The following is a 20,311-nucleotide window of genomic DNA, read 5'->3' as shown; positions in this document are numbered from 1 at the left end:
TCAGCTACCCAGCAAACGCAGCATTTCCGTTTCGTCGATGACTTCAATGCCCAGTTCCTGCGCCTTCGCCAGTTTAGATCCTGCAGCTTCACCCGCTATCACCAGATCGGTTTTCTTCGACACGCTGCCCGCGACTTTCGCCCCCAGTTCGACCAGTCGAGCTTTAGCGTCATCACGCGACATCTGACTTAAGCTGCCCGTAAGCACCACGGTTTTACCGGCAAACGGGCTGTCAATCTCTTCCGCGTTGATTACTACCGGTGCAGGCCAGTGAACACCTTCCGCCAACAGCTCGCTGATGACATTGCGGTTGCTTTCTTCGGCAAAGAAGTTGTGAACGTGGGAGGCAACAACAATTCCAACATCTGGCACTTTTTGCAGCTCTTCAATCGAAGCGGCTTCCAGCGCTTCCAGCGTGCCAAAATATGCCGCCAGACCTGCTGCAGTGGCCTCGCCGACTTCACGGATGCCAAGCGCATAAAGGAAACGGGCAAAGGTGGTTTCTTTCGCTTTTTCCAGCGCGTTAACCACGTTTTGTGCCGATTTCGGCCCCATGCGCTCCAGTCCGGTCAGTTTGCCCGCGGTGAGTTTGAACAGATCCGCCGGAGTGTGGACATATTCTTTTTCAACCAGCTGATCGATGATTTTGTCGCCCATACCGTCAACATCCATCGCGCGGCGGGAAACAAAGTGTTTCAGCGACTCTTTACGCTGAGCACCGCAAATCAGGCCACCGGTACAGCGGGCAACAGCTTCACCTTCCACACGCTCGACGTCAGAACCACATACCGGGCAATGCGTCGGGAATACAACCTCACGGGTATCTTCCGGGCGTTCAGAAAGCACGACGTTAACCACCTGCGGGATCACGTCGCCAGCGCGGCGAATCACCACTTTATCGCCAATGCGTAAACCAAGACGTTCGATTTCGTCAGCATTATGCAGTGTGGCGTTACTCACCAGCACACCAGCAACATGGACTGGTTCAAGACGCGCAACAGGCGTAATCGCGCCAGTACGCCCAACCTGAAACTCGACGTCACGCACAAAGGTCATCTGTTCCTGCGCCGGGAATTTAAACGCTACCGCCCAGCGCGGGGCTCGCGCGACAAAGCCAAGCTGCTCCTGCTGTGCCAGAGAGTTGACCTTAATTACCACGCCGTCGATATCAAAGCCCAGCGTCGGGCGGTCTTCTTCCACTTTGTGGTAGAACGCCAGCACTTCTTCCGCCGATTCACAAAGCGTTACTCGATCGCTGACCGGCAAACCCCACTTTTTAAATTGCAGTAAACGGCCAAGATGAGTATCCGGCAGCTCGCCACCTTCCAGAACACCGACGCCATAGCAGAAAAAAGTGAGCGGTCGCTTCGCTGTAATACGCGGATCAAGCTGACGCAGTGAACCTGCAGCCGCATTACGCGGGTTAGCAAACACTTTCCCGCCTGTGCGTCGCGCATCTTCGTTGATCTTTTCGAAGCCCGCCTGCGGCAGGAACACTTCACCACGCACTTCCAGACGCGCCGGGATATTCTCGCCGTGAAGCTTCAGCGGAATGGCGCGAATAGTACGCACGTTTGATGTAATGTCTTCGCCGGTAGTGCCATCGCCACGGGTCGCTGCACTGACTAAAACGCCATTTTCATACAGAATGCTGACGGCAAGACCATCCAGCTTCAGCTCACAACACCAGGTGACTTTCTCGTTGCTTTTCAGACGGTCCTGCACACGTTTGTTGAAAGCAAGAAAGCTTTCTTCATCAAAAACGTTATCCAGCGACAGCATTGGCACTTCATGGCGGATCTGGCTGAAAGCCGCCAGCGGCGCTGCACCTACACGTTGGGTAGGCGAATCAGGCGTAATTAGTTCTGGATGTTTGGTTTCCAGCTCGCGCAGTTCACGCATCAGCCTGTCATATTCAGCGTCGGGAATTTCCGGCGCATCCATCACATGATAAAGATATTCATGATGGCGAAGCGTAGTTCGCAGTTCTGTCAGTTGTTGTTCGATTGATTCCATATCGCACCATCAATGCTAAAAACCCCCGACAAGCGGGGGTTCGAAGAGGAGTTAATTGGCCTTAAGTGTATCAGGCGTTGGCGGCTTTTACTTCGCGGATGATGTCCTGATACTCACGCAGTTTCTGTGGAGTCATCATACGGCGTTGATCATCAAGCACTACACCGCCCACTTCATCGGCAATATGCTGCGCAGATTGCAGCATCAGCTTGAAGTTTTGCAGCTCGTCACCATAAGATGGTACCTGCATAAAGATAGTGACACCCGGTGTTGTGAACTCGGTATTCTCTGGATCGAAAGTTCCCGGTTTCACCATGTTTGCCAGACTAAATAACGCCGGACCACTACCATCCGGGCTAAGATGGCGATGGAAAATATTCATATCACCAAATTTAAAGCCCGCTTGCTGAATGCTGTTAAGAAGAAGTTCACCGTTCAGCTCATTACCATGATGCGCCGCGACGTTCATGATTATGACAGCTTCTTTGCGCTTCGGTTTTTCAGCAACGGGTGATTGCTCAACAACGGTCTCAGGCTGCGGCTCAACTATCGGTTCCGCTGGCTGGAATGCCTGGGCAGAAGGTTGCTGTGCAGGTGGCACAGGCTGCGGCGCTGGTTGTACCTGCGGCGCAACAGGTTGCTGAACCGGTTGCGGCTGATGAACAGGTTGTTGCGCTGGCGCCTGCTGGTAAACCGGTTGCTGTACCGGCTCTACGGGACGCTGAACATGCGGCGTCGGCGGCTCAGGCGGATGCTGCACGACCGGTTGACGCGGCTGCGCAGACGCATAAGGCGGTTGGTACTGGTGTTGCGGCGACGGACGAGTAGCATCATGTTCCGGGTTACTCGCCGGCGCATGATTCACGCGGTGAACACGAACTTCACCAACGCCTTCGTCTTCTTCGACATCCTCGTCATAAGAATCGTCGTCACGGGTTGATTTCATACGTTTCAGTGGGCGATCGCGGAACATAGAAGATCGTTCTTTACGGCTGGTCCAGAAACCATGTACCAGTAAAGCGATTATGGCGATCGCGCCAACAATGATTAATATCAGACGCAAATCCTGCATCATTATATTCTCTGTTGTTCTAACACCTTGCCACCACGGCAAACATTTACTCACTAAGAGTATTTGTCGATTACGTCTAGTGCAAGTGTACTCTTAACTTTCACCGCACAAAGATGAACGAAAATGTGCTTTTTGCTGTTTTTTCGAACATTTCCTAACTGGCACTGCGGTATTAACCCGGTAAGATACACAGATTAATCCCAGGGCTTAACAAGAAGGAGTCTGTCCTGATTATGATTTCATCATCCGCAAATGTACCACGCAGCGGTTTTTACTACTTTTCACAGGGCTGGAAACTGGTTTCGCAACCAGGTATCCGTCGTTTTGTGATTCTGCCTTTACTGGTCAACATTCTGCTCATGGGTGGCGCTTTCTGGTGGCTCTTCACTCAGTTGGACACCTGGATCCCGGCGTTGATGAGTTATGTGCCGGAGTGGTTACAATGGCTGAGTTACATCCTCTGGCCATTGGCAGTGATTTCTGTTCTGCTTATTTTTGGCTATTTCTTTTCTACCCTGGCGAACTGGATAGCAGCGCCATTTAATGGCTTGTTGGCAGAACAACTCGAAGCTCGTCTGACGGGTGCGACACCACCAGATACCGGTATTTTCGGTATTATGAAAGACCTGCCACGTATTATGAAGCGAGAATGGCAAAAACTCGCATGGTATCTCCCACGCGCTATCGTATTGCTGATTCTCTATTTTATTCCGGGTGTTGGGCAAACTGTTGCTCCGGTTCTGTGGTTCCTGTTCAGCGCCTGGATGTTGGCCATTCAATATTGCGATTACCCGTTCGATAACCATAAAGTGCCATTCAAAGAGATGCGTATGGCGCTGCGTACACGTAAAGTGACTAACATGCAGTTTGGCGCACTGACCAGTCTGTTCACCATGATCCCGGTACTCAATTTATTCATCATGCCTGTTGCCGTTTGCGGGGCGACAGCGATGTGGGTAGATTGCTATCGTGATAAGCATGCGTTATGGAAATAAGGTAATTGTGCAGCGAACAGAGGTGGCTTATGCCGCCTCTTATTCCATACTGATAACCATTATTTCATCTCAGCATATAGATATGCGAATTACTTACTTCCCCATCTCTGTACGGCAGGTATGCTGGAGAGGTATCCCAATTTCATACAGTTAAGGACAGGCCATGAGTAAGATTTATGAAGACAACTCGCTGACTATCGGTCATACACCGCTGGTTCGCCTGAATCGCATCGGTAACGGACGCATTCTGGCGAAGGTGGAATCACGTAATCCAAGTTTCAGCGTGAAATGCCGTATCGGTGCCAATATGATTTGGGATGCCGAAAAACGCGGTGTTTTGAAACCGGGTGTTGAACTGGTTGAGCCGACCAGTGGTAACACCGGGATTGCGCTGGCTTATGTAGCTGCTGCTCGTGGTTATAAACTGACTCTGACCATGCCAGAAACCATGAGTATCGAACGCCGTAAATTGCTGAAAGCGCTCGGTGCGAATCTGGTTCTTACTGAAGGCGCAAAAGGTATGAAAGGCGCGATTCAGAAAGCGGAAGAAATTGTTGCCAGCAATCCAGAAAAATATCTACTGCTGCAACAGTTCAGCAATCCGGCAAACCCGGAAATTCATGAGAAAACCACTGGCCCGGAAATCTGGGAAGATACCGATGGGCAAGTTGATGTTTTTATCGCGGGTGTAGGCACTGGCGGTACGTTAACGGGTGTAAGCCGTTACATTAAAGGCACCAAAGGCAAGACTGATCTCATCTCTGTCGCTGTTGAGCCAACCGACTCTCCGGTTATCGCTCAAGCGCTGGCAGGTGAAGAACTGAAGCCTGGCCCACATAAAATTCAGGGAATCGGTGCTGGTTTTATTCCGGCGAATCTGGATCTCAAACTGGTTGATAAAGTTATTGGTATCACCAATGAAGAAGCAATATCTACGGCACGCCGCCTGATGGAAGAGGAAGGTATTCTTGCAGGTATCTCTTCTGGAGCGGCTGTTGCTGCAGCGTTGAAACTACAAGAAGATGAAAGCTTTACCAACAAGAATATTGTGGTTATCCTACCGTCTTCAGGTGAGCGTTATTTAAGCACCGCATTGTTTGCCGATCTCTTCACTGAGAAAGAACTGCAACAGTGATGCCAAAGTGTTAAAAACGCGTAAAAAAGCACCTTTTCAGGTGCTTTTTTGTGGCCTGCTTCAAAGTTTGACCTCTCCTGGCATTGATCCAACCTGTCGGAACTGGTATTTAACCTGACAAATTATTTTGATGCTCGAAATTAATCGTTACAGGAAAGCCGCCTGCTGAATCGATTTAATGATTTGGTTCAATTCTTCCTTTAGCGGCATAATGTTTAATGATGAGCAGAACATCATCAGCCAGACGTTTTCAGCAAGGACCGCCGTTAACACCTGGTGTGCCGCGTCCTTAAAAGTTGGCGCGAACAATACAGGCTAAAGTTGAGCCGCCAGGCTAGACTTTAGTTCCACAACACTAAACCAATAAGTTGGGGAAATATAATGTTCCAGCAAGAAGTTACCATCACCGCTCCGAACGGTCTGCACACCCGCCCTGCTGCTCAGTTTGTTAAAGAAGCTAAAGGCTTCACTTCTGAGATCACTGTGACTTCCAATGGCAAAAGCGCCAGCGCGAAAAGCCTGTTCAAACTGCAGACCCTGGGTCTGACTCAAGGTACGGTTGTTACCATCTCTGCTGAAGGTGAAGACGAACAAAAAGCAGTTGAGCATCTGGTCAAACTGATGGCGGAACTCGAGTAATTTTTTCCGGGTCCAATTAAATATCAGTCACAAGTAAGGTAGGGTTATGATTTCAGGCATTTTAGCATCCCCGGGTATCGCTTTCGGTAAAGCTCTGCTTTTGAAAGAAGACGAAATCGTTATTGACCGGAAAAAAATTTCTGCCGATAAGGTTGACCATGAAGTTGAACGTTTTCTGAGCGGTCGTGCCAAGGCATCTGCGCAACTTGAAGCGATCAAAACGAAAGCTGGTGAAACTTTCGGCGAAGAAAAAGAAGCCATCTTTGAAGGGCATATCATGCTACTCGAAGATGAGGAGCTGGAGCAGGAAATCATAGCCCTGATTAAAGATAAACACATGACAGCTGATGCAGCTGCTCATGAAGTTATCGAAGGTCAGGCTTCTGCCCTGGAAGAACTGGATGATGAATACCTGAAAGAACGTGCGGCTGACGTGCGTGATATCGGTAAGCGCCTGCTGCGCAACATCCTGGGCCTGAAGATTATCGATCTGAGCTCCATTCAGGATGAAGTTATCCTGGTTGCAGCGGATCTGACCCCCTCTGAAACTGCTCAGTTGAACCTGAAAAAGGTGCTGGGTTTCATCACCGATGCGGGTGGACGTACTTCCCACACCTCAATCATGGCGCGTTCTCTGGAATTGCCTGCCATTGTAGGTACTGGTAGCGTCACCTCCCAGGTGAAAAATGATGATTATCTGATTCTGGATGCCGTAAATAATCAGGTTTACGTCAATCCAACCAACGAAGTTATTGATAAACTGCGCGCGGTTCAGGAGCAAGTGGCTTCTGAAAAAGCAGAGCTTGCTAAACTGAAAGATCTGCCAGCCATTACGCTGGATGGTCATCAGGTAGAAGTTTGCGCTAACATCGGCACCGTGCGTGACGTTGAAGGTGCAGAGCGTAACGGCGCAGAAGGTGTTGGTCTGTATCGTACTGAATTCCTGTTTATGGATCGTGACGCGCTGCCCACTGAAGAAGAACAGTTTGCGGCATACAAAGCAGTGGCTGAGGCGTGTGGCTCACAGGCTGTGATTGTACGTACCATGGACATCGGCGGCGACAAAGAGCTGCCATATATGAACTTCCCGAAAGAAGAGAACCCGTTCCTCGGCTGGCGTGCAGTACGTATTGCAATGGATCGTAAAGAAATCCTGCGTGATCAAGTTCGCGCCATCCTGCGTGCCTCTGCTTTCGGTAAATTGCGCATTATGTTCCCGATGATTATCTCTGTTGAAGAAGTGCGTGCACTGCGCAAAGAGATCGAAATCTACAAACAAGAACTGCGCGATGAAGGCAAAGCCTTTGACGAGTCAATTGAAATCGGCGTAATGGTGGAAACACCAGCAGCTGCGACAATTGCGCGTCATTTAGCCAAAGAAGTGGACTTCTTTAGTATCGGCACCAATGATTTAACGCAGTACACCCTGGCAGTTGACCGTGGTAATGATATGATTTCACATCTTTACCAGCCGATGTCACCGTCCGTGCTGAACTTGATCAAGCAGGTTATTGATGCTTCTCATGCAGAAGGCAAATGGACTGGCATGTGTGGTGAGCTTGCAGGCGACGAACGTGCTACACTTCTGTTGCTGGGGATGGGTCTGGACGAATTCTCTATGAGCGCCATTTCTATCCCGCGCATTAAGAAGATTATCCGTAACACGAACTTCGAAGATGCGAAGGTGTTAGCAGAGCAGGCTCTTGCTCAACCGACAACGGACGAGTTAATGACGCTGGTTAACAAGTTCATTGAAGAAAAAACAATCTGCTAATCCACGAGATGCGGCCCAATTTACTGCTTAGGAGAAGATCATGGGTTTGTTCGATAAACTGAAATCTCTGGTTTCCGACGACAAGAAGGATACCGGAACTATTGAGATCATTGCTCCGCTCTCTGGCGAGATCGTCAATATCGAAGACGTGCCGGATGTCGTTTTTGCGGAAAAAATCGTTGGTGATGGCATTGCTATCAAACCAACTGGAAACAAAATGGTCGCGCCTGTAGACGGCACCATTGGTAAAATCTTTGAAACCAACCATGCGTTCTCTATCGAATCTGATAGCGGCGTTGAACTGTTCGTCCACTTCGGTATCGACACCGTTGAACTGAAAGGCGAAGGCTTCAAGCGTATTGCTGAAGAAGGTCAGCGCGTGAAAGTTGGCGATACCGTGATTGAATTCGATCTGCCGCTGCTGGAAGAGAAAGCCAAGTCTACCCTGACTCCGGTTGTTATCTCCAACATGGACGAAATCAAAGAATTGATCAAACTGTCCGGTAGCGTGACTGTGGGTGAAACCCCGGTTATCCGCATCAAGAAGTAATTCTTGTCGCAGAGAAAAATGGCGCCCATCGGCGCCATTTTTTTTATGCTTCAGCCAGCGGCGGCAAAATTAATTCATCGCTATCATACTGCTGGGTATAGCGCATCACCTCCAGCACGCGTAATCCCGCGCTATGTACCGCGTCAGTTAATTCCTTACCTTTCAACAAGCCACTGATAAGCTGAGCACAAAACAGGTCGCCAGTACCTTTCAGGTCAGTTTTAACCCGTGAATGGGAAATGACATTCACGCTGTCGGCGCTGACCACCACCACCTGCATCTCCTGATTTTCTTCATTACCGGAGGCACTGGTAATCACCACCCACTTTAATGTGTCTGAAAGCAGACTTTTTGCGGCAGCAATGGCGCTGTCGAGATCGCGGCAATTTTTACCTGTCAGGATTTCCAGCTCAAAGATATTAGGCGTAATACCCTGCGCCAGAGGCAGTAAATATTGTCGGTATGCCTCAGGAAGATCAGGTTTGACATAAATTCCGCTATCAATATCGCCAATCACCGGATCGACCATAATCAATAAGTCAGGATGGTCTTTGCGTAGCGCAGTCAGCCACTCGGCAAGGATTTTGATTTGCGATGCCGTTCCCATATAGCCCGTGGTGACAGCGCGCAGCTGGCGCAGCGCATCGCGCTCCTGAAGCGCACGCAAATAGCCGCTAAACCATTCGTCCGGAATCGCACCGCCGTAGAACGTGTCATAATGCGGCGTATTGCTCAGCAATACCGTCGGCACGGCAAAGACATTCAGGCCGTTCTGTTTAATAGCAGGCACGGCAATGCTGTTGCCTACGCTGCCGTACACTACCTGCGACTGCACGGCGACGATATCCGCCTGCAATGCCCTGCTCTTATCGTTAAACAACAACAAACTACTCATTTAATTTTTTCTCCTTGCCGATGATCCTCATCGTATTCCAACCGAAACTTTACCTGATTCTGGCAGTCAAATCGGCTATCACCACACAAGGATAAGGTAATTCAGTGAAGAAAATCATTTGTCTTTTAATAACGCTGCTCATGACACTCCCTGCATACGCGAAGTTAACCGCCCACGAAGAAGCCCGCATCAACGCCATGCTGGAGGGATTAGCACAGAAAAAGGATTTGATATTTGTGCGCAACGGCGATGAACATACCTGCGATGAAGCGGTTTCCCATTTGCGTCTGAAGCTGGGCAATACCCGTAATCGTATTGATACTGCTGAGCAATTTATTGATAAGGTTGCTTCGTCATCATCGATTAGCGGGAAGCCGTATATCGTGAAGATGCCCGGTAAGAGCGATGAAAACGCGCAACCTTTTTTACATGCGTTAATTGCGCAGACGGATAAAACGGTGCCTGCACAATAATCTTAAATCCCCGCCCCCTGACTAAAGTGCTCTTCCCCAAACACCCCGGTAGAAAGGTAGCGATCGCCGCGATCGCAGATGATCGCCACCACTACAGCGCCGGGGTTGGCTTTTGCCACCCGCAGTGCTCCGGCAACCGCGCCGCCAGAACTGACACCGCAGAAAATCCCTTCCCGCACTGCCAGTTCGCGCATGGTGTTTTCCGCATCGCGCTGATGAATATCCAGCACCTCATCCACCAGCGAAGCATTGAAGATGCCTGGCAGATATTCCTCAGGCCAGCGACGAATGCCGGGAATGCTGCTGCCCTCTTCCGGCTGCAGGCCGACAATCGCCACCGGTTTGGATTGCTCGCGCATAAAGCGCGACACGCCGGTAATCGTACCGGTCGTCCCCATGCTGGAGACAAAATGGGTAATGCGACCGCCGGTTTGCTGCCAGATTTCCGGCCCGGTGGTGGTGTAATGCGCATAAGGATTATCGGGATTATTAAACTGATCGAGCAGCTTGCCTTCGCCACGATTCGCCATCTCCAGCGCCAGATCGCGCGCACCTTCCATGCCCTGCTCTTTGGTGACCAGAATCAGCTCCGCACCGTAGGCACGCATCGCCGCGCGACGCTCCTGGCTCATGTTATCGGGCATCAGCAATTTCATGCGATAGCCTTTTAGCGCAGCGATCATTGCCAGCGCAATCCCGGTGTTACCACTGGTGGCTTCGATTAACACATCACCCGGTTTAATTTCCCCGCGCTTTTCCGCCTCGACGATCATCGAAAGCGCCGCACGATCTTTCACCGAACCGGCCGGATTATTGCCTTCCAGCTTTAACCACACTTCACTGCCGTTATCCGGCCCCATTCGTTGTAATTTCACCAGAGGCGTATTGCCTATTGTTTGTTCTAATGTACTCACGATCTCTGTCCATAAGTGGTGTTGCCTGATGCGACGTTTACGCGTCTTATCAGGCCTACAGGTTACAAAACCTTGCCATTAAAAAGCCCGGATCGCGGGAAGCGCCTCCGGGCGTTTAACATTCACTCAACCTATCAGGCGCTTTGTGCGAGAGCAAGTTCCTCATCGCGGGTTTCAATACGCTCGTCGCCGTTATACAGTCGCGCATGTTGCAGCCCGACGAACAAACGATCGCCGCGCACCGGCGCATCATCACCACGCATTACCACGGTGAGCGGATCTTCATACCACCCCAGCGGCTGCACGACTAATTGGGTGTAGTGACCTTTCGGGCTGGCTTCCAGCACCTGCACCGGCAGCGGCGAATCGAGGCTGGTGCGGCGGCTGATATCCACTTCCCACGGGCGCAGGAAGAGATCCACCGGCCCCTGATACGCAGGGGTGTATCCCAGCGGCCAGCGGTGCGCACCAACGTGGAACTGCCCACCGCGAATCGTTCCCTGCAAGCGGTTTACTTCCCCCATAAACTCCAGCACAAAACGGGTCGCCGGCTCGCGCCAAACCTGATCCGGTTCATCGGCCTGTTCGATATTGCCCTGGCTCATGACCACCACGCGGTTGGCGACTTCCATCGCTTCTTCCTGGTCATGGGTCACGAACACGCTGGTGAATTTCAGCTCTTCATGGAGTTGACGCAGCCAGCGACGCAGCTCTTTACGCACCTGCGCATCCAGCGCACCAAACGGTTCATCAAGCAGCAGAATTTGCGGTTCCACAGCCAGCGCGCGCGCCAGCGCCACACGCTGTTTCTGGCCGCCGGAAAGCTGGGCCGGATAACGATCCGCCAGATGCGCAAGCTGCACCATTTCCAGCAATTTTGTCACTTTCGCTTTGATGGCTGCGGCATTCGGGCGCTCGCGACGCGGCAGCACCGTCAGGCCGAAGGCGATATTGTCGAATACCGTCATATGGCGGAACAGCGCATAGTGCTGGAACACAAAACCGACTTTGCGATCGCGTGCATGCAGGCGGCTGACGTCGGTGCCGTGGAAACGAATATGCCCGCTGGTTTGATGCTCCAGCCCGGCGATAATCCGCAGCAGCGTGGTTTTCCCGGAACCGGACGGCCCCAGCAATGCGACCATCTGACCAGAAGGAATATCCAGTGAGATATCGTTCAGCACCTGGGTGCGACCAAACGACTTCTTAATATTGGCAATCTCAATGCTCATGATGTTCCTCCTGTTGCGCGCGTTTTTCCTGATTCTCCAGGCGCCACTGCAACATACTCTTTAAAAACAGGGTGATAATCGCCATCAGCGTCAACAGCGCCGCGGCGGTAAAGGAGCCGACGGTGTTGTAGTCCTGCTCCAGCAATTCAATCTGTAACGGCAGCGAAAGTGTTTCGCCGCGAATCGAGCCGGAAACCACCGACACCGCACCAAACTCGCCTATCGCGCGGGCGTTGGTCAGCACCACGCCGTAAAGCAGCGCCCAGCGGATGTTCGGCAGCGTGACGCGGCGGAACATCTGCCAGCCAGACGCGCCAAGCAAAATCGCCGCTTCGTCTTCCTGGCTGCCCTGGCTTAACATCACCGGCACCAGCTCGCGCACCACAAACGGACAGGTCACGAAGATGGTGACCAGCACCATTCCCGGCCAGGAGAACATAATTTGCAGATTATGTTCATCCAGCCAGCCGCCGAGCGGGCCGTTAGAGCCGTAGAAAAGCAGATAGACCAGACCGGCAACCACCGGCGACACGGCAAACGGAATGTCCAGCAGCGTCAGCAGCAACTGGCGTCCGGGGAAGTTAAAGCGCGTCACCAGCCAGGCCAGCAGAATCCCGAACACCAGGTTTACCGGTACGGCAATCAGCGCGATCATCACCGTCAGCCAGATGGCGTGCAGCATGTCCGGATCGGCCAGATTCTGTAACACCGGCATCAGCCCTTTGCTGAATGCCTGCACGAAAATGTAAATCATCGGCACCAGCAGGATGAACGCCGAAACCAGCATCCCGATGCCAATCAGAAACCATTTGCCCCAGTTAATCGGGCGCGCGTCATAACGCTTCAACTGTGTCACTTCCGCCATTAATGACCTACCACACGCCGACCAAAGCGACTTTGCAGAGTGTTAATTGAGAACAGCAGCAGCAGTGACGCCGCGAGGATCACCGAAGCAATTGCGCTCGCCGCCGGGTAATCAAACTCCTGTAAGCGAACAAAAATCATCAGCGACGTCACTTCCGTCTTCCAGGCGATGTTCCCGGCGATAAAAATCACCGCACCAAACTCACCGAGACTACGGGTAAACGACAGCGCCACGCCCGCCACCAGCGCCGGAGAAAGCTCCGGCAGCACCACTTTGCAGAAACTCTGCCAGCGCGTTGCGCCGAGCGTTTCTGCCGCTTCTTCATATTCCGGGCCTAACTCCTCCAGCACCGGCTGCACGGTACGCACCACAAACGGAATGCTGGTAAAGGCCATCGCCACCGCGATACCAAGCCACGTATAGGTGACTTTGATATCAAACTTCGCCAGCCACTCGCCGTAAAAACCGTTCACGGAAAAGAGCGAGGCCAGCGTTAAACCTGCTACCGCCGTTGGTAGCGCAAACGGTAAATCCATCAGCGCATCAAGCAGCGTGCGGCCCGGAAAGCGATAGCGGGTTAAAATCCACGCCATCAGCAGGCCGAAAACGCCGTTAAAAATCGATGCCACAAACGCCGACAGCAGCGTCACTTTATAGGCCGCGACCACCTGTGGGTTGGTGATCACCTCCCAGTACTGCGTCCAGCTCATCTGAGCCAGTTGCATCACCAGTGCGGAGAGCGGCAGCAGCAAAATCAGGCACACAAACAGCAGACTGGTGCCGAGGCTTAAGGTAAAGCCCGGCAGCACGCGTCTGGAAGAAACTGCAAACATTACTTACGCCCCGCCGCTAACAGCTTGTCTAACTCACCGCCGCTGGTGAAGTGGGTTTTCATCACTTCCGGCCAGGAGCCAAATTTGTCTTCCACGCGAAACAGCTCGGTCTGCGGGAATTTGTCTTTCAGTTTGTCCATGACTTCCGGGTTATTCACGCGGTAGTAATAATCGGTAATGATCGTTTGCGCCTGTGGGCTGTAGAGCCAGTTCAGGTAGGCTTTTGCCGCTTTTTCCGTACCGTTGGCCTGCACGTTCTTATCGACCCACGCCACCGGGAATTCCGCCAGAATGTTGGTTTTCGGAATCACCACTTCAAAGCCCTGGGCTTCATACTGCTTGCGGATGTTATTCACTTCCGATTCGAAGCTAATCAGCACATCACCCAACCCGCGCTCGGCAAAAGTAGTGGTCGCGCCACGACCGCCGGTATCGAACACTTCAACGTTATTCAGGAACTGAGTCATAAACTGTTCGGTTTTGGCTTTATCGCCACCGTCAGCTTTATCCGCTGCACCCCATGCCGCCAGATAGGTATAACGCGCGTTACCGGAGGTTTTTGGGTTCGGGAAGATCAGCTTCACGTCGGAGCGCACCAGATCGTTCCAGTCATGGATATTCTTCGGGTTGCCCTTACGCACCAGGAAGCCCATGGTGGAGTAAAACGGCGAGCTGTTATTCGGCAGGCGCGACTGCCAGTCAGCCGGGATCAGCTTGCCTTTATCATGCAGGATCTGCACGTCGGTCACCTGGTTATAAGTGACAACGTCCGCTTTTAAGCCCTGCAAAATCGCCAGCGCCTGTTTTGATGACCCGGCATGAGATTGTTTTATCGTCAGTTTATCGCCGCCGTTGTCTTTGGCCCATTGTTGCTCAAACGGCGGATTCAGGGCAGCAAACAGCTCGCGGGAGACGTCATAAGAACTGTTCAGCAGTTCCGTTGCCTGTACATGGCCCGCCAGCAGCAGAGAAGCGACCAGCGCGAGTGAGTTCTTTTTCAGTAAGTTAACGGCCATTGCGCACCCTTATAAATTTAATGACTTTCTAATAGCCATCATATTTATAACGGACGTGAAAGGAGTAACGGTTTTATATACCGTTTGGTGATTTGGAAGTTGAAAAGGGAATAAGAACTTGGTTCAACAGGCGTAATTGTTGCAGTCAGTTTGGACACGAACAGCGCGGAGAAACCGGAGCGTACACATAGTACGTGAGGATTTCGAGCACTGCCCGGGGCCAAAATGACAAATAAAATAGCCTGGTGAACTTAGTTCAAGACGAAATCCTCCCCACAAATGCAGGGAGGAAACAAAGGTGAATCAGATGCCGACGCTAACCGTCTCCGGCAGTGTGCTGCCGCCATCAATCACATTCTGTGTACCGGTTAAATAGCTGGATTCATCGGATGCGAGGAAGGCCGCCAGTTCGCCAACTTCCAGCGGATCGGCGAGGCGACGCAGCGGGATTGCTTTCGCCATTTCAGTCAACACCGATTCCGGATCCTCCGGGTTCGACTGACGCGCGATGCTTTCCGCCATTGGCGTGCGAACATATCCTGGGCAGATGGCGTTAACGCGAATACCAGACTGCGCGTACTCCACCGCCAGCGATTTAGTCAGGCCAACAATCGCCGCTTTCGTTAAGGCATACGCCGTTTCGCCCGGATCGGCCACCATATCGCCAGTGACCGAAGACATCATCACAATGCGACCATCTTTGCGGGCAATCATCTCCGGCAGCACCGCCTTCGTGACGTTCCATACGCCTTTTATATTGATATCAATATGGAAATCGCGATCTTCATCGCTCATATCGAGGAAACTGCCCAGACGACAAACGCCTGCGTTATTCACCAGGATATCAATGCGCCCTTCTTTTTCCTTTGCGCGCTTGATAGCTGCGGCTACCGACGCCGGGTCACGCACATCGGCGACAACCGCCGTACAGCGATGACCACGACCACACAGTTCGTCCGCCAGCTTTTCGATCTCAGGGGAGATATCCAGCAAGATTAGGTTTGCGCCATGACGCGCAAAAGTTCTGGCAATTCCTTCGCCAATTCCCTGCAATGCGCCCGTAATCAGTGCTGTCTTGCCCGTGAGTTTACCCATTTTAATGCTCTCCTTGTTAATACAGAGCGTTACACTCCATTCCCTCTGAAAATACAGGATAAACAAAATATTGCTGCGGATCAGCTCACTAATTCAGGAAAATCTCAATCCAGTCGCTGCTTTATGCATCATTTCAGGCGTTGTGTTAGCTCACTGCTGCGCTCAATCATTTTCAATGACTCGACATCATTAAGTTGTACCAGCCCAACAAACAGTAAATCGGTAACCGAATTTTGCGCCGTGCGGGTGGACATCGACGAGCTACGCCATTCGGTTTCACCAGAAACGGTATCGAGGGTGAAATGTGCCAACCGCCGCAGCGGAGAGTCAGTCAGTGAAGTAATGGCAATCACCGTTGCCCCCTGCTTTCGCGCTGCCTCGGCGCATAGCAAAATCTCTTTTTTACTGCCGCTGTAAGAGATAGCGATTTGTACATCACCTTTTTTCAACGCCTGGGAAACGGTAGCTTGTACGTGCGTGTCGGCTTCACAGGCCACGCGATAACCAATTTTCATCAGTTTGAATGAAAGATCGCGCCCCACCAGCGCCGACCCGCCCAGGCCTGTTATCTGGATAAACGGCGCTTTACTGATGACCTCAATGATTTTTTGCAGCCGCGCGTAATCGAGTAACGCGCAGGTTTGCTCCAGTGCCAGCTCTTTTTCGCGATTCAGTTTGCGGGCAATCACTTCCAGCGAATCGTCACTGGTAATCGAACTGTGCAAGTGCAGCGCCGTGGCATTCGTTTTCTCCCGGCTGGCACTGTATTCGCCAATTAACGCCATACGCAATTCAGTAAATCCTTGCGCGCCGAGCTTCTGGGCAAACTTCACAATACTCGACTGGCTGATGCCGAGCTGTTTCGCCATCTTGCGCGAAGAGACGGATTTCAGCTCACTCACTTTAGCCTGCAGAAAGTCAGCTATTTTTTGCTCGTTCCCGGTAAATTCACTTTCTGCATTGCGTATTTTCGTCAGGTACAACATCTTCCACTCTCCTGGGCTGGCAGCAAAAATTCCGCTTAAGTTCTTATGACGCTCTTCACACTCTGCGAGTGTAGACTCAATGATTCCTTTAAGTCTGTCAATTCGGGATATATGATTCCATCCATCTGCAATTATTTGATCGTAAATAGTAAGGTCACCACCGATGCAACTTGAAAAGATGATTACCGAAGGCTCGAACGCCGCTTCGGCTGAAATTGACCGCGTATCAACGCTGGAAATGTGTCGGATTATCAACGATGAAGATAAAACCGTACCACTCGCCGTTGAGCGTGTACTGCCGGATATCGCCGCAGCGATCGATGTTATCCACGCCCAGGTAAGCGGCGGCGGTCGACTGATTTACATCGGTGCGGGTACTTCCGGTCGTCTGGGTATTCTTGATGCCAGCGAATGTCCGCCGACCTACGGCGTGAAACCGGGCCTGGTGGTTGGTTTGATTGCTGGCGGTGAATATGCCATTCAGCACGCGGTGGAAGGCGCAGAAGATAGCCGGGAAGGTGGCGTTAACGATCTAAAAAATATCGGCTTAACCGCACAGGATGTGGTGGTTGGTATTGCTGCCAGTGGTCGCACACCGTATGTGATTGCCGGGCTGGAATACGCACGCCAACTCGGTTGCCGCACAGTGGGCATTTCCTGTAATCCAGGGAGTGCTGTTTCCACCACCGCTGAGTTTGCTATTACTCCGGTGGTTGGTGCCGAAGTGGTTACCGGTTCTTCGCGAATGAAAGCAGGCACAGCGCAGAAACTGGTGCTCAATATGCTTTCTACCGGGCTGATGATTAAATCCGGCAAAGTGTTCGGCAACCTGATGGTCGATGTGGTCGCCACCAACGAAAAATTGCATGTGCGCCAGGTCAATATCGTTAAAAACGCCACCGGATGTAACGCCGAAAAAGCGGAAGCGGCGTTAATTGCTTGCGAGCGCAACTGCAAAACGGCCATTGTGATGGTGCTGAAAAATCTCGATGCCGCAGAAGCAAAAAAACGCCTGGATCAACACGGCGGCTTTATTCGTCAGGTTTTAGACAAGGAATAACCCATGGCCAAAGAGATCAGCAGTGAACTTCTGAACACCATCCTTACCCGTGTCGGCGGACCGGGGAATATCGCCAGTTGTGGTAACTGTATGACGCGCCTGCGTCTGGGTGTACATGACAGTTCACTGGTTGATCCCAATATCAAAACGCTGGAAGGCGTGAAGGGCGTCATTTTGACCAGCGATCAGGTACAGGTCGTTTTTGGACCAGGTAAAGCGCATCGTGCCGCCAAAGCGATGAGCGAACTGCTGGGCGAAGCCCCGGTACAGGATGCCGCAGAAATCGCCGCTCAGAATAAACGCCAGTTAAAAGCCAAACAGACCTCCGGCGTGCAACAGTTTCTTGCCAAATTCGCCACTATCTTCACGCCGCTGATCCCCGGTTTTATTGCTGCGGGTCTGTTGCTGGGGATAGCGACGTTAATTGCCACCGTGATGCACGTTCCGGCAGATGCTCAGGGAACGCTACCCGATGCGCTGAATTTTATGAAGGTGTTCAGCAAAGGTTTGTTCACTTTCCTGGTGATTCTGGTGGGCTATAACGCTGCCCAGGCATTTGGCGGCACGGGCGTCAATGGCGCAATTATCGCCGCGCTCTTTTTGCTCGGTTATAACCCTGCTGCCACCACCGGTTACTACGCCGGTTTTCACGATTTCTTCGGTCTGCCCATCGATCCGCGTGGCAATATTATCGGCGTGTTGATTGCCGCCTGGGCCTGCGCCCGCATCGAAGGCATGGTGCGCCGCTTTATGCCAGACGATCTCGACATGCTGTTGACCTCGTTAATCACTCTGCTGATCACCGCCACACTGGCGTATTTGATCATTATGCCGCTGGGTGGCTGGTTATTCGAAGGCATGTCGTGGCTGTTTATGCACCTGAACAGTAATCCGCTCGGTTGTGCAGTTTTAGCAGGGCTATTCCTGATCGCCGTGGTGTTTGGCGTGCATCAGGGCTTTATTCCTGTTTACCTGGCGTTAATGGACAGCCAGGGATTCAACAGCCTGTTCCCCATCCTTTCAATGGCAGGCGCGGGCCAGGTGGGTGCGGCGCTGGCGCTCTACTGGCGGGCGCAACCGCACAGTGCATTACGCAGTCAGGTCCGCGGGGCAATTATTCCCGGTCTGCTGGGCGTTGGCGAACCGTTAATTTACGGCGTCACCCTACCCCGCATGAAACCGTTTGTTACCGCCTGTTTAGGCGGCGCGGCGGGCGGTTTGTTTATCGGCCTGATAGCCTGGTGGGGTCTGCCGATGGGCTTAAACAGCGCCTTTGGGCCGTCTGGCCTGGTGGCGCTGCCGCTGATGACATCCGCGCAAGGCATCCTTCCGGCAATGGCGGTTTACGCTGGCGGGATTCTGGTGGCATGGGTTTGTGGGTTTATTTTCACCACACTCTTTGGCTGCCGTAACGTCAATCTGGACTGATTATGAAACGGACAATGCTCTATTTTTCTCTGCTGGCTGTCAGCTGTAGCGTCAGCGCCGCAAAATACCCTGTTCTGACAGAAAGTTCGCCAGAGAAAGCAGGGTTCAACGTGGAACGGCTTAACCAGATGGATCGCTGGATTAGCCAGCAAGTTGATGCCGGTTATCCCGGCGTTAACCTGCTGATCATTAAAGATAATCAGATTGTGTATCGCAAAGCCTGGGGCGCGGCGAAAAAGTACGATGGCAGCGTGCTAATGGCGCAGCCTGTTAAAGCTACCACCGAGACGCTGTATGACCTGGCCTCAAACACAAAAATGTACGCCACTAACTTCGCCCTACAAAAGCTAATGAGCGAAGGCAAACTACATCCTGACGATCTGATTGCGAAATATATTCTGGGATTTGCCGACAGTCCAAATGACACCATCAAAGGCAAAAACACGCTGCGGATTTCTGATCTGCTGCATCACAGCGGCGGTTTCCCGGCGGACCCGCAATACCCGAATAAAGCCGTCGCGGGCGCGTTATATTCCCAGGATAAAGGCCAGACGCTGGAAATGATCAAGCGCACGCCGCTGGAATATCAGCCCGGCAGCAAACATATCTACAGCGATGTCGATTATATGCTGCTTGGATTTATCGTCGAGTCAGTTACTGGTCAGCCGCTTGACCGCTATGTTGAAGAGTCGATTTATCGCCCGCTCGGCCTGACGCATACGGTGTTTAATCCGCTGCTGAAAGGCTTTAAACCACAGCAAATTGCCGCGACGGAACTGAACGGCAATACCCGCGATGGCGTGATCCACTTTCCGAACATTCGCACCTCCACTCTCTGGGGTCAGGTGCACGATGAAAAAGCCTTTTATTCGATGGGCGGCGTTTCCGGGCATGCAGGTTTGTTTTCCAATACCGGCGATATTGCGGTGTTAATGCAAACAATGCTGAACGGCGGCGGCTATGGCGATGTGACGCTGTTCAGTGCAGAAACGGTGAAGATGTTCACCACCAGTTCAAAAGAAGATGCCACTTTTGGCCTCGGCTGGCGCGTGAATGGTAATGCCACCATGACACCGACGTTTGGCACGCTGGCAAGCCCGCAAACCTACGGTCACACGGGCTGGACCGGGACGGTAACCGTTATCGATCCGGTGAATCATATGGCGATTGTGATGTTAAGCAACAAGCCACATTCGCCAGTTGCCGATCCACAAAAAAACCCCAATATGTTCGAAAGCGGTCAGTTACCGATTGCAACTTATGGTTAGGTGGTGGATCAGGTGTATGCGGCGTTAAAGCAGAAGTAATAAAAAGGCCAGTCAGTTGTGTTACT

Annotated in this window: 19 protein-coding genes; 9 read left to right on the top strand and 10 right to left on the bottom strand. The window is 52.0% G+C overall.

From position 1 onward, the window contains the following. Positions 1-2,016 carry an NAD-dependent DNA ligase LigA gene (gene ligA, locus EFER_RS03905; protein WP_000443686.1) on the bottom strand — a complete coding sequence of 672 codons (2,016 nt, stop codon included), beginning with the start codon at positions 2,014-2,016 and terminating at the stop codon, positions 1-3. A 70-nt stretch (positions 2,017-2,086) separates the two neighbouring features. Further along, positions 2,087-3,091, bottom strand: a complete 1,005-nt coding sequence (zipA, locus tag EFER_RS03900; protein WP_000983149.1) for a cell division protein ZipA — start codon at positions 3,089-3,091, stop codon at positions 2,087-2,089. A gap of 230 nt (positions 3,092-3,321) precedes the next feature. On the opposite strand from zipA, the gene cysZ reads away from it, so the two are divergent. The 5 genes from cysZ (at position 3,322) to crr (ending at position 8,181) form a co-directional block, all read left to right on the top strand. Further along, positions 3,322-4,083, top strand: coding sequence for a sulfate transporter CysZ (gene cysZ, locus EFER_RS03895; RefSeq protein ID WP_000625919.1), 762 nt, complete (start codon positions 3,322-3,324; stop codon positions 4,081-4,083). A 163-nt stretch (positions 4,084-4,246) separates the two neighbouring features. Further along, complete coding sequence (gene cysK, locus EFER_RS03890; protein ID WP_000036909.1) at positions 4,247-5,218, top strand: cysteine synthase A; 972 nt, start codon at positions 4,247-4,249, stop codon at positions 5,216-5,218. Positions 5,219-5,599: 381 nt separating this feature from the next. Continuing rightward, entirely contained in the window at positions 5,600-5,857 is a 258-nt protein-coding gene (ptsH, locus tag EFER_RS03885; protein ID WP_000487600.1) for a phosphocarrier protein Hpr, read from the top strand. A 46-nt stretch (positions 5,858-5,903) separates the two neighbouring features. Beyond that, positions 5,904-7,631 carry a phosphoenolpyruvate-protein phosphotransferase PtsI gene (ptsI, locus tag EFER_RS03880; RefSeq protein ID WP_000623109.1) on the top strand — a complete coding sequence of 576 codons (1,728 nt, stop codon included), beginning with the start codon at positions 5,904-5,906 and terminating at the stop codon, positions 7,629-7,631. A gap of 40 nt (positions 7,632-7,671) precedes the next feature. After that, positions 7,672-8,181 (top strand): PTS glucose transporter subunit IIA, encoded by a 510-nt coding sequence (gene crr, locus EFER_RS03875; RefSeq protein ID WP_000522247.1) that lies wholly within the window; start codon positions 7,672-7,674, stop codon positions 8,179-8,181. Positions 8,182-8,224: 43 nt separating this feature from the next. Here crr and pdxK read toward each other — a convergent pair whose 3' ends face one another. Further along, positions 8,225-9,076, bottom strand: coding sequence for a pyridoxine/pyridoxal/pyridoxamine kinase (gene pdxK / locus EFER_RS03870; RefSeq protein WP_000096664.1), 852 nt, complete (start codon positions 9,074-9,076; stop codon positions 8,225-8,227). A gap of 104 nt (positions 9,077-9,180) precedes the next feature. Between pdxK and EFER_RS03865 the strand changes: the two genes are divergently transcribed. Then, complete coding sequence (locus EFER_RS03865) at positions 9,181-9,549, top strand: YfeK family protein (RefSeq protein WP_000719933.1); 369 nt, start codon at positions 9,181-9,183, stop codon at positions 9,547-9,549. A gap of 2 nt (positions 9,550-9,551) precedes the next feature. Here EFER_RS03865 and cysM read toward each other — a convergent pair whose 3' ends face one another. The 7 genes from cysM to murR all read right to left on the bottom strand — a co-directional run bounded on the left by cysM (position 9,552) and on the right by murR (position 16,490). Then, on the bottom strand, positions 9,552-10,463 hold the full coding sequence (gene cysM / locus EFER_RS03860; protein WP_000105471.1) for a cysteine synthase B: 912 nt from the start codon (positions 10,461-10,463) through the stop codon (positions 9,552-9,554). A 134-nt stretch (positions 10,464-10,597) separates the two neighbouring features. After that, positions 10,598-11,695: a sulfate/thiosulfate ABC transporter ATP-binding protein CysA gene (cysA, locus tag EFER_RS03855; protein WP_000021028.1), complete on the bottom strand. Its 1,098-nt coding sequence runs from the start codon at positions 11,693-11,695 to the stop codon at positions 10,598-10,600. Continuing rightward, entirely contained in the window at positions 11,685-12,560 is an 876-nt protein-coding gene (gene cysW / locus EFER_RS03850; RefSeq protein ID WP_000852686.1) for a sulfate/thiosulfate ABC transporter permease CysW, read from the bottom strand. Before cysW ends, cysA begins: the two co-directional genes overlap by 11 nt. Next, positions 12,560-13,393 (bottom strand): sulfate/thiosulfate ABC transporter permease CysT, encoded by an 834-nt coding sequence (gene cysT, locus EFER_RS03845; RefSeq protein WP_000458415.1) that lies wholly within the window; start codon positions 13,391-13,393, stop codon positions 12,560-12,562. The genes cysW and cysT overlap by 1 nt, the downstream gene beginning before the upstream one ends. After that, a complete protein-coding gene (cysP, locus tag EFER_RS03840; protein WP_000290227.1) occupies positions 13,393-14,409 on the bottom strand; it encodes a thiosulfate/sulfate ABC transporter substrate-binding protein CysP in 1,017 nt (338 codons plus the stop codon). The genes cysT and cysP overlap by 1 nt, the downstream gene beginning before the upstream one ends. A 303-nt stretch (positions 14,410-14,712) precedes the next feature. After that, complete coding sequence (gene ucpA, locus EFER_RS03835; RefSeq protein WP_000517442.1) at positions 14,713-15,504, bottom strand: SDR family oxidoreductase UcpA; 792 nt, start codon at positions 15,502-15,504, stop codon at positions 14,713-14,715. Between the two features lie 128 nt (positions 15,505-15,632). Then, on the bottom strand, positions 15,633-16,490 hold the full coding sequence (gene murR, locus EFER_RS03830) for an HTH-type transcriptional regulator MurR (protein WP_000966446.1): 858 nt from the start codon (positions 16,488-16,490) through the stop codon (positions 15,633-15,635). Positions 16,491-16,653: 163 nt separating this feature from the next. Here murR and murQ point away from each other — a divergent pair, with 163 nt between their 5' ends. Genes murQ through pbp4b form a run of 3 tightly spaced genes read left to right on the top strand, consistent with a single transcriptional unit; the run spans position 16,654 to position 20,246 of the window. Next, positions 16,654-17,550: an N-acetylmuramic acid 6-phosphate etherase gene (gene murQ / locus EFER_RS03825; RefSeq protein ID WP_001175599.1), complete on the top strand. Its 897-nt coding sequence runs from the start codon at positions 16,654-16,656 to the stop codon at positions 17,548-17,550. A 3-nt stretch (positions 17,551-17,553) separates the two neighbouring features. Then, a complete protein-coding gene (gene murP, locus EFER_RS03820) occupies positions 17,554-18,978 on the top strand; it encodes a PTS N-acetylmuramic acid transporter subunit IIBC (protein ID WP_001040487.1) in 1,425 nt (474 codons plus the stop codon). A 2-nt stretch (positions 18,979-18,980) separates the two neighbouring features. Continuing rightward, positions 18,981-20,246, top strand: a complete 1,266-nt coding sequence (gene pbp4b / locus EFER_RS03815; protein WP_012599963.1) for a penicillin binding protein PBP4B — start codon at positions 18,981-18,983, stop codon at positions 20,244-20,246. Positions 20,247-20,311 lie beyond the last annotated feature (65 nt).

Source organism: Escherichia fergusonii ATCC 35469, from assembly GCF_000026225.1.
GTDB classification, from domain to species: Bacteria; Pseudomonadota; Gammaproteobacteria; order Enterobacterales; family Enterobacteriaceae; genus Escherichia; species Escherichia fergusonii.
The sequence above is the reverse complement of the archived record's forward strand: the minus strand, read 5'-3'. Positions and strand labels throughout refer to the sequence as shown.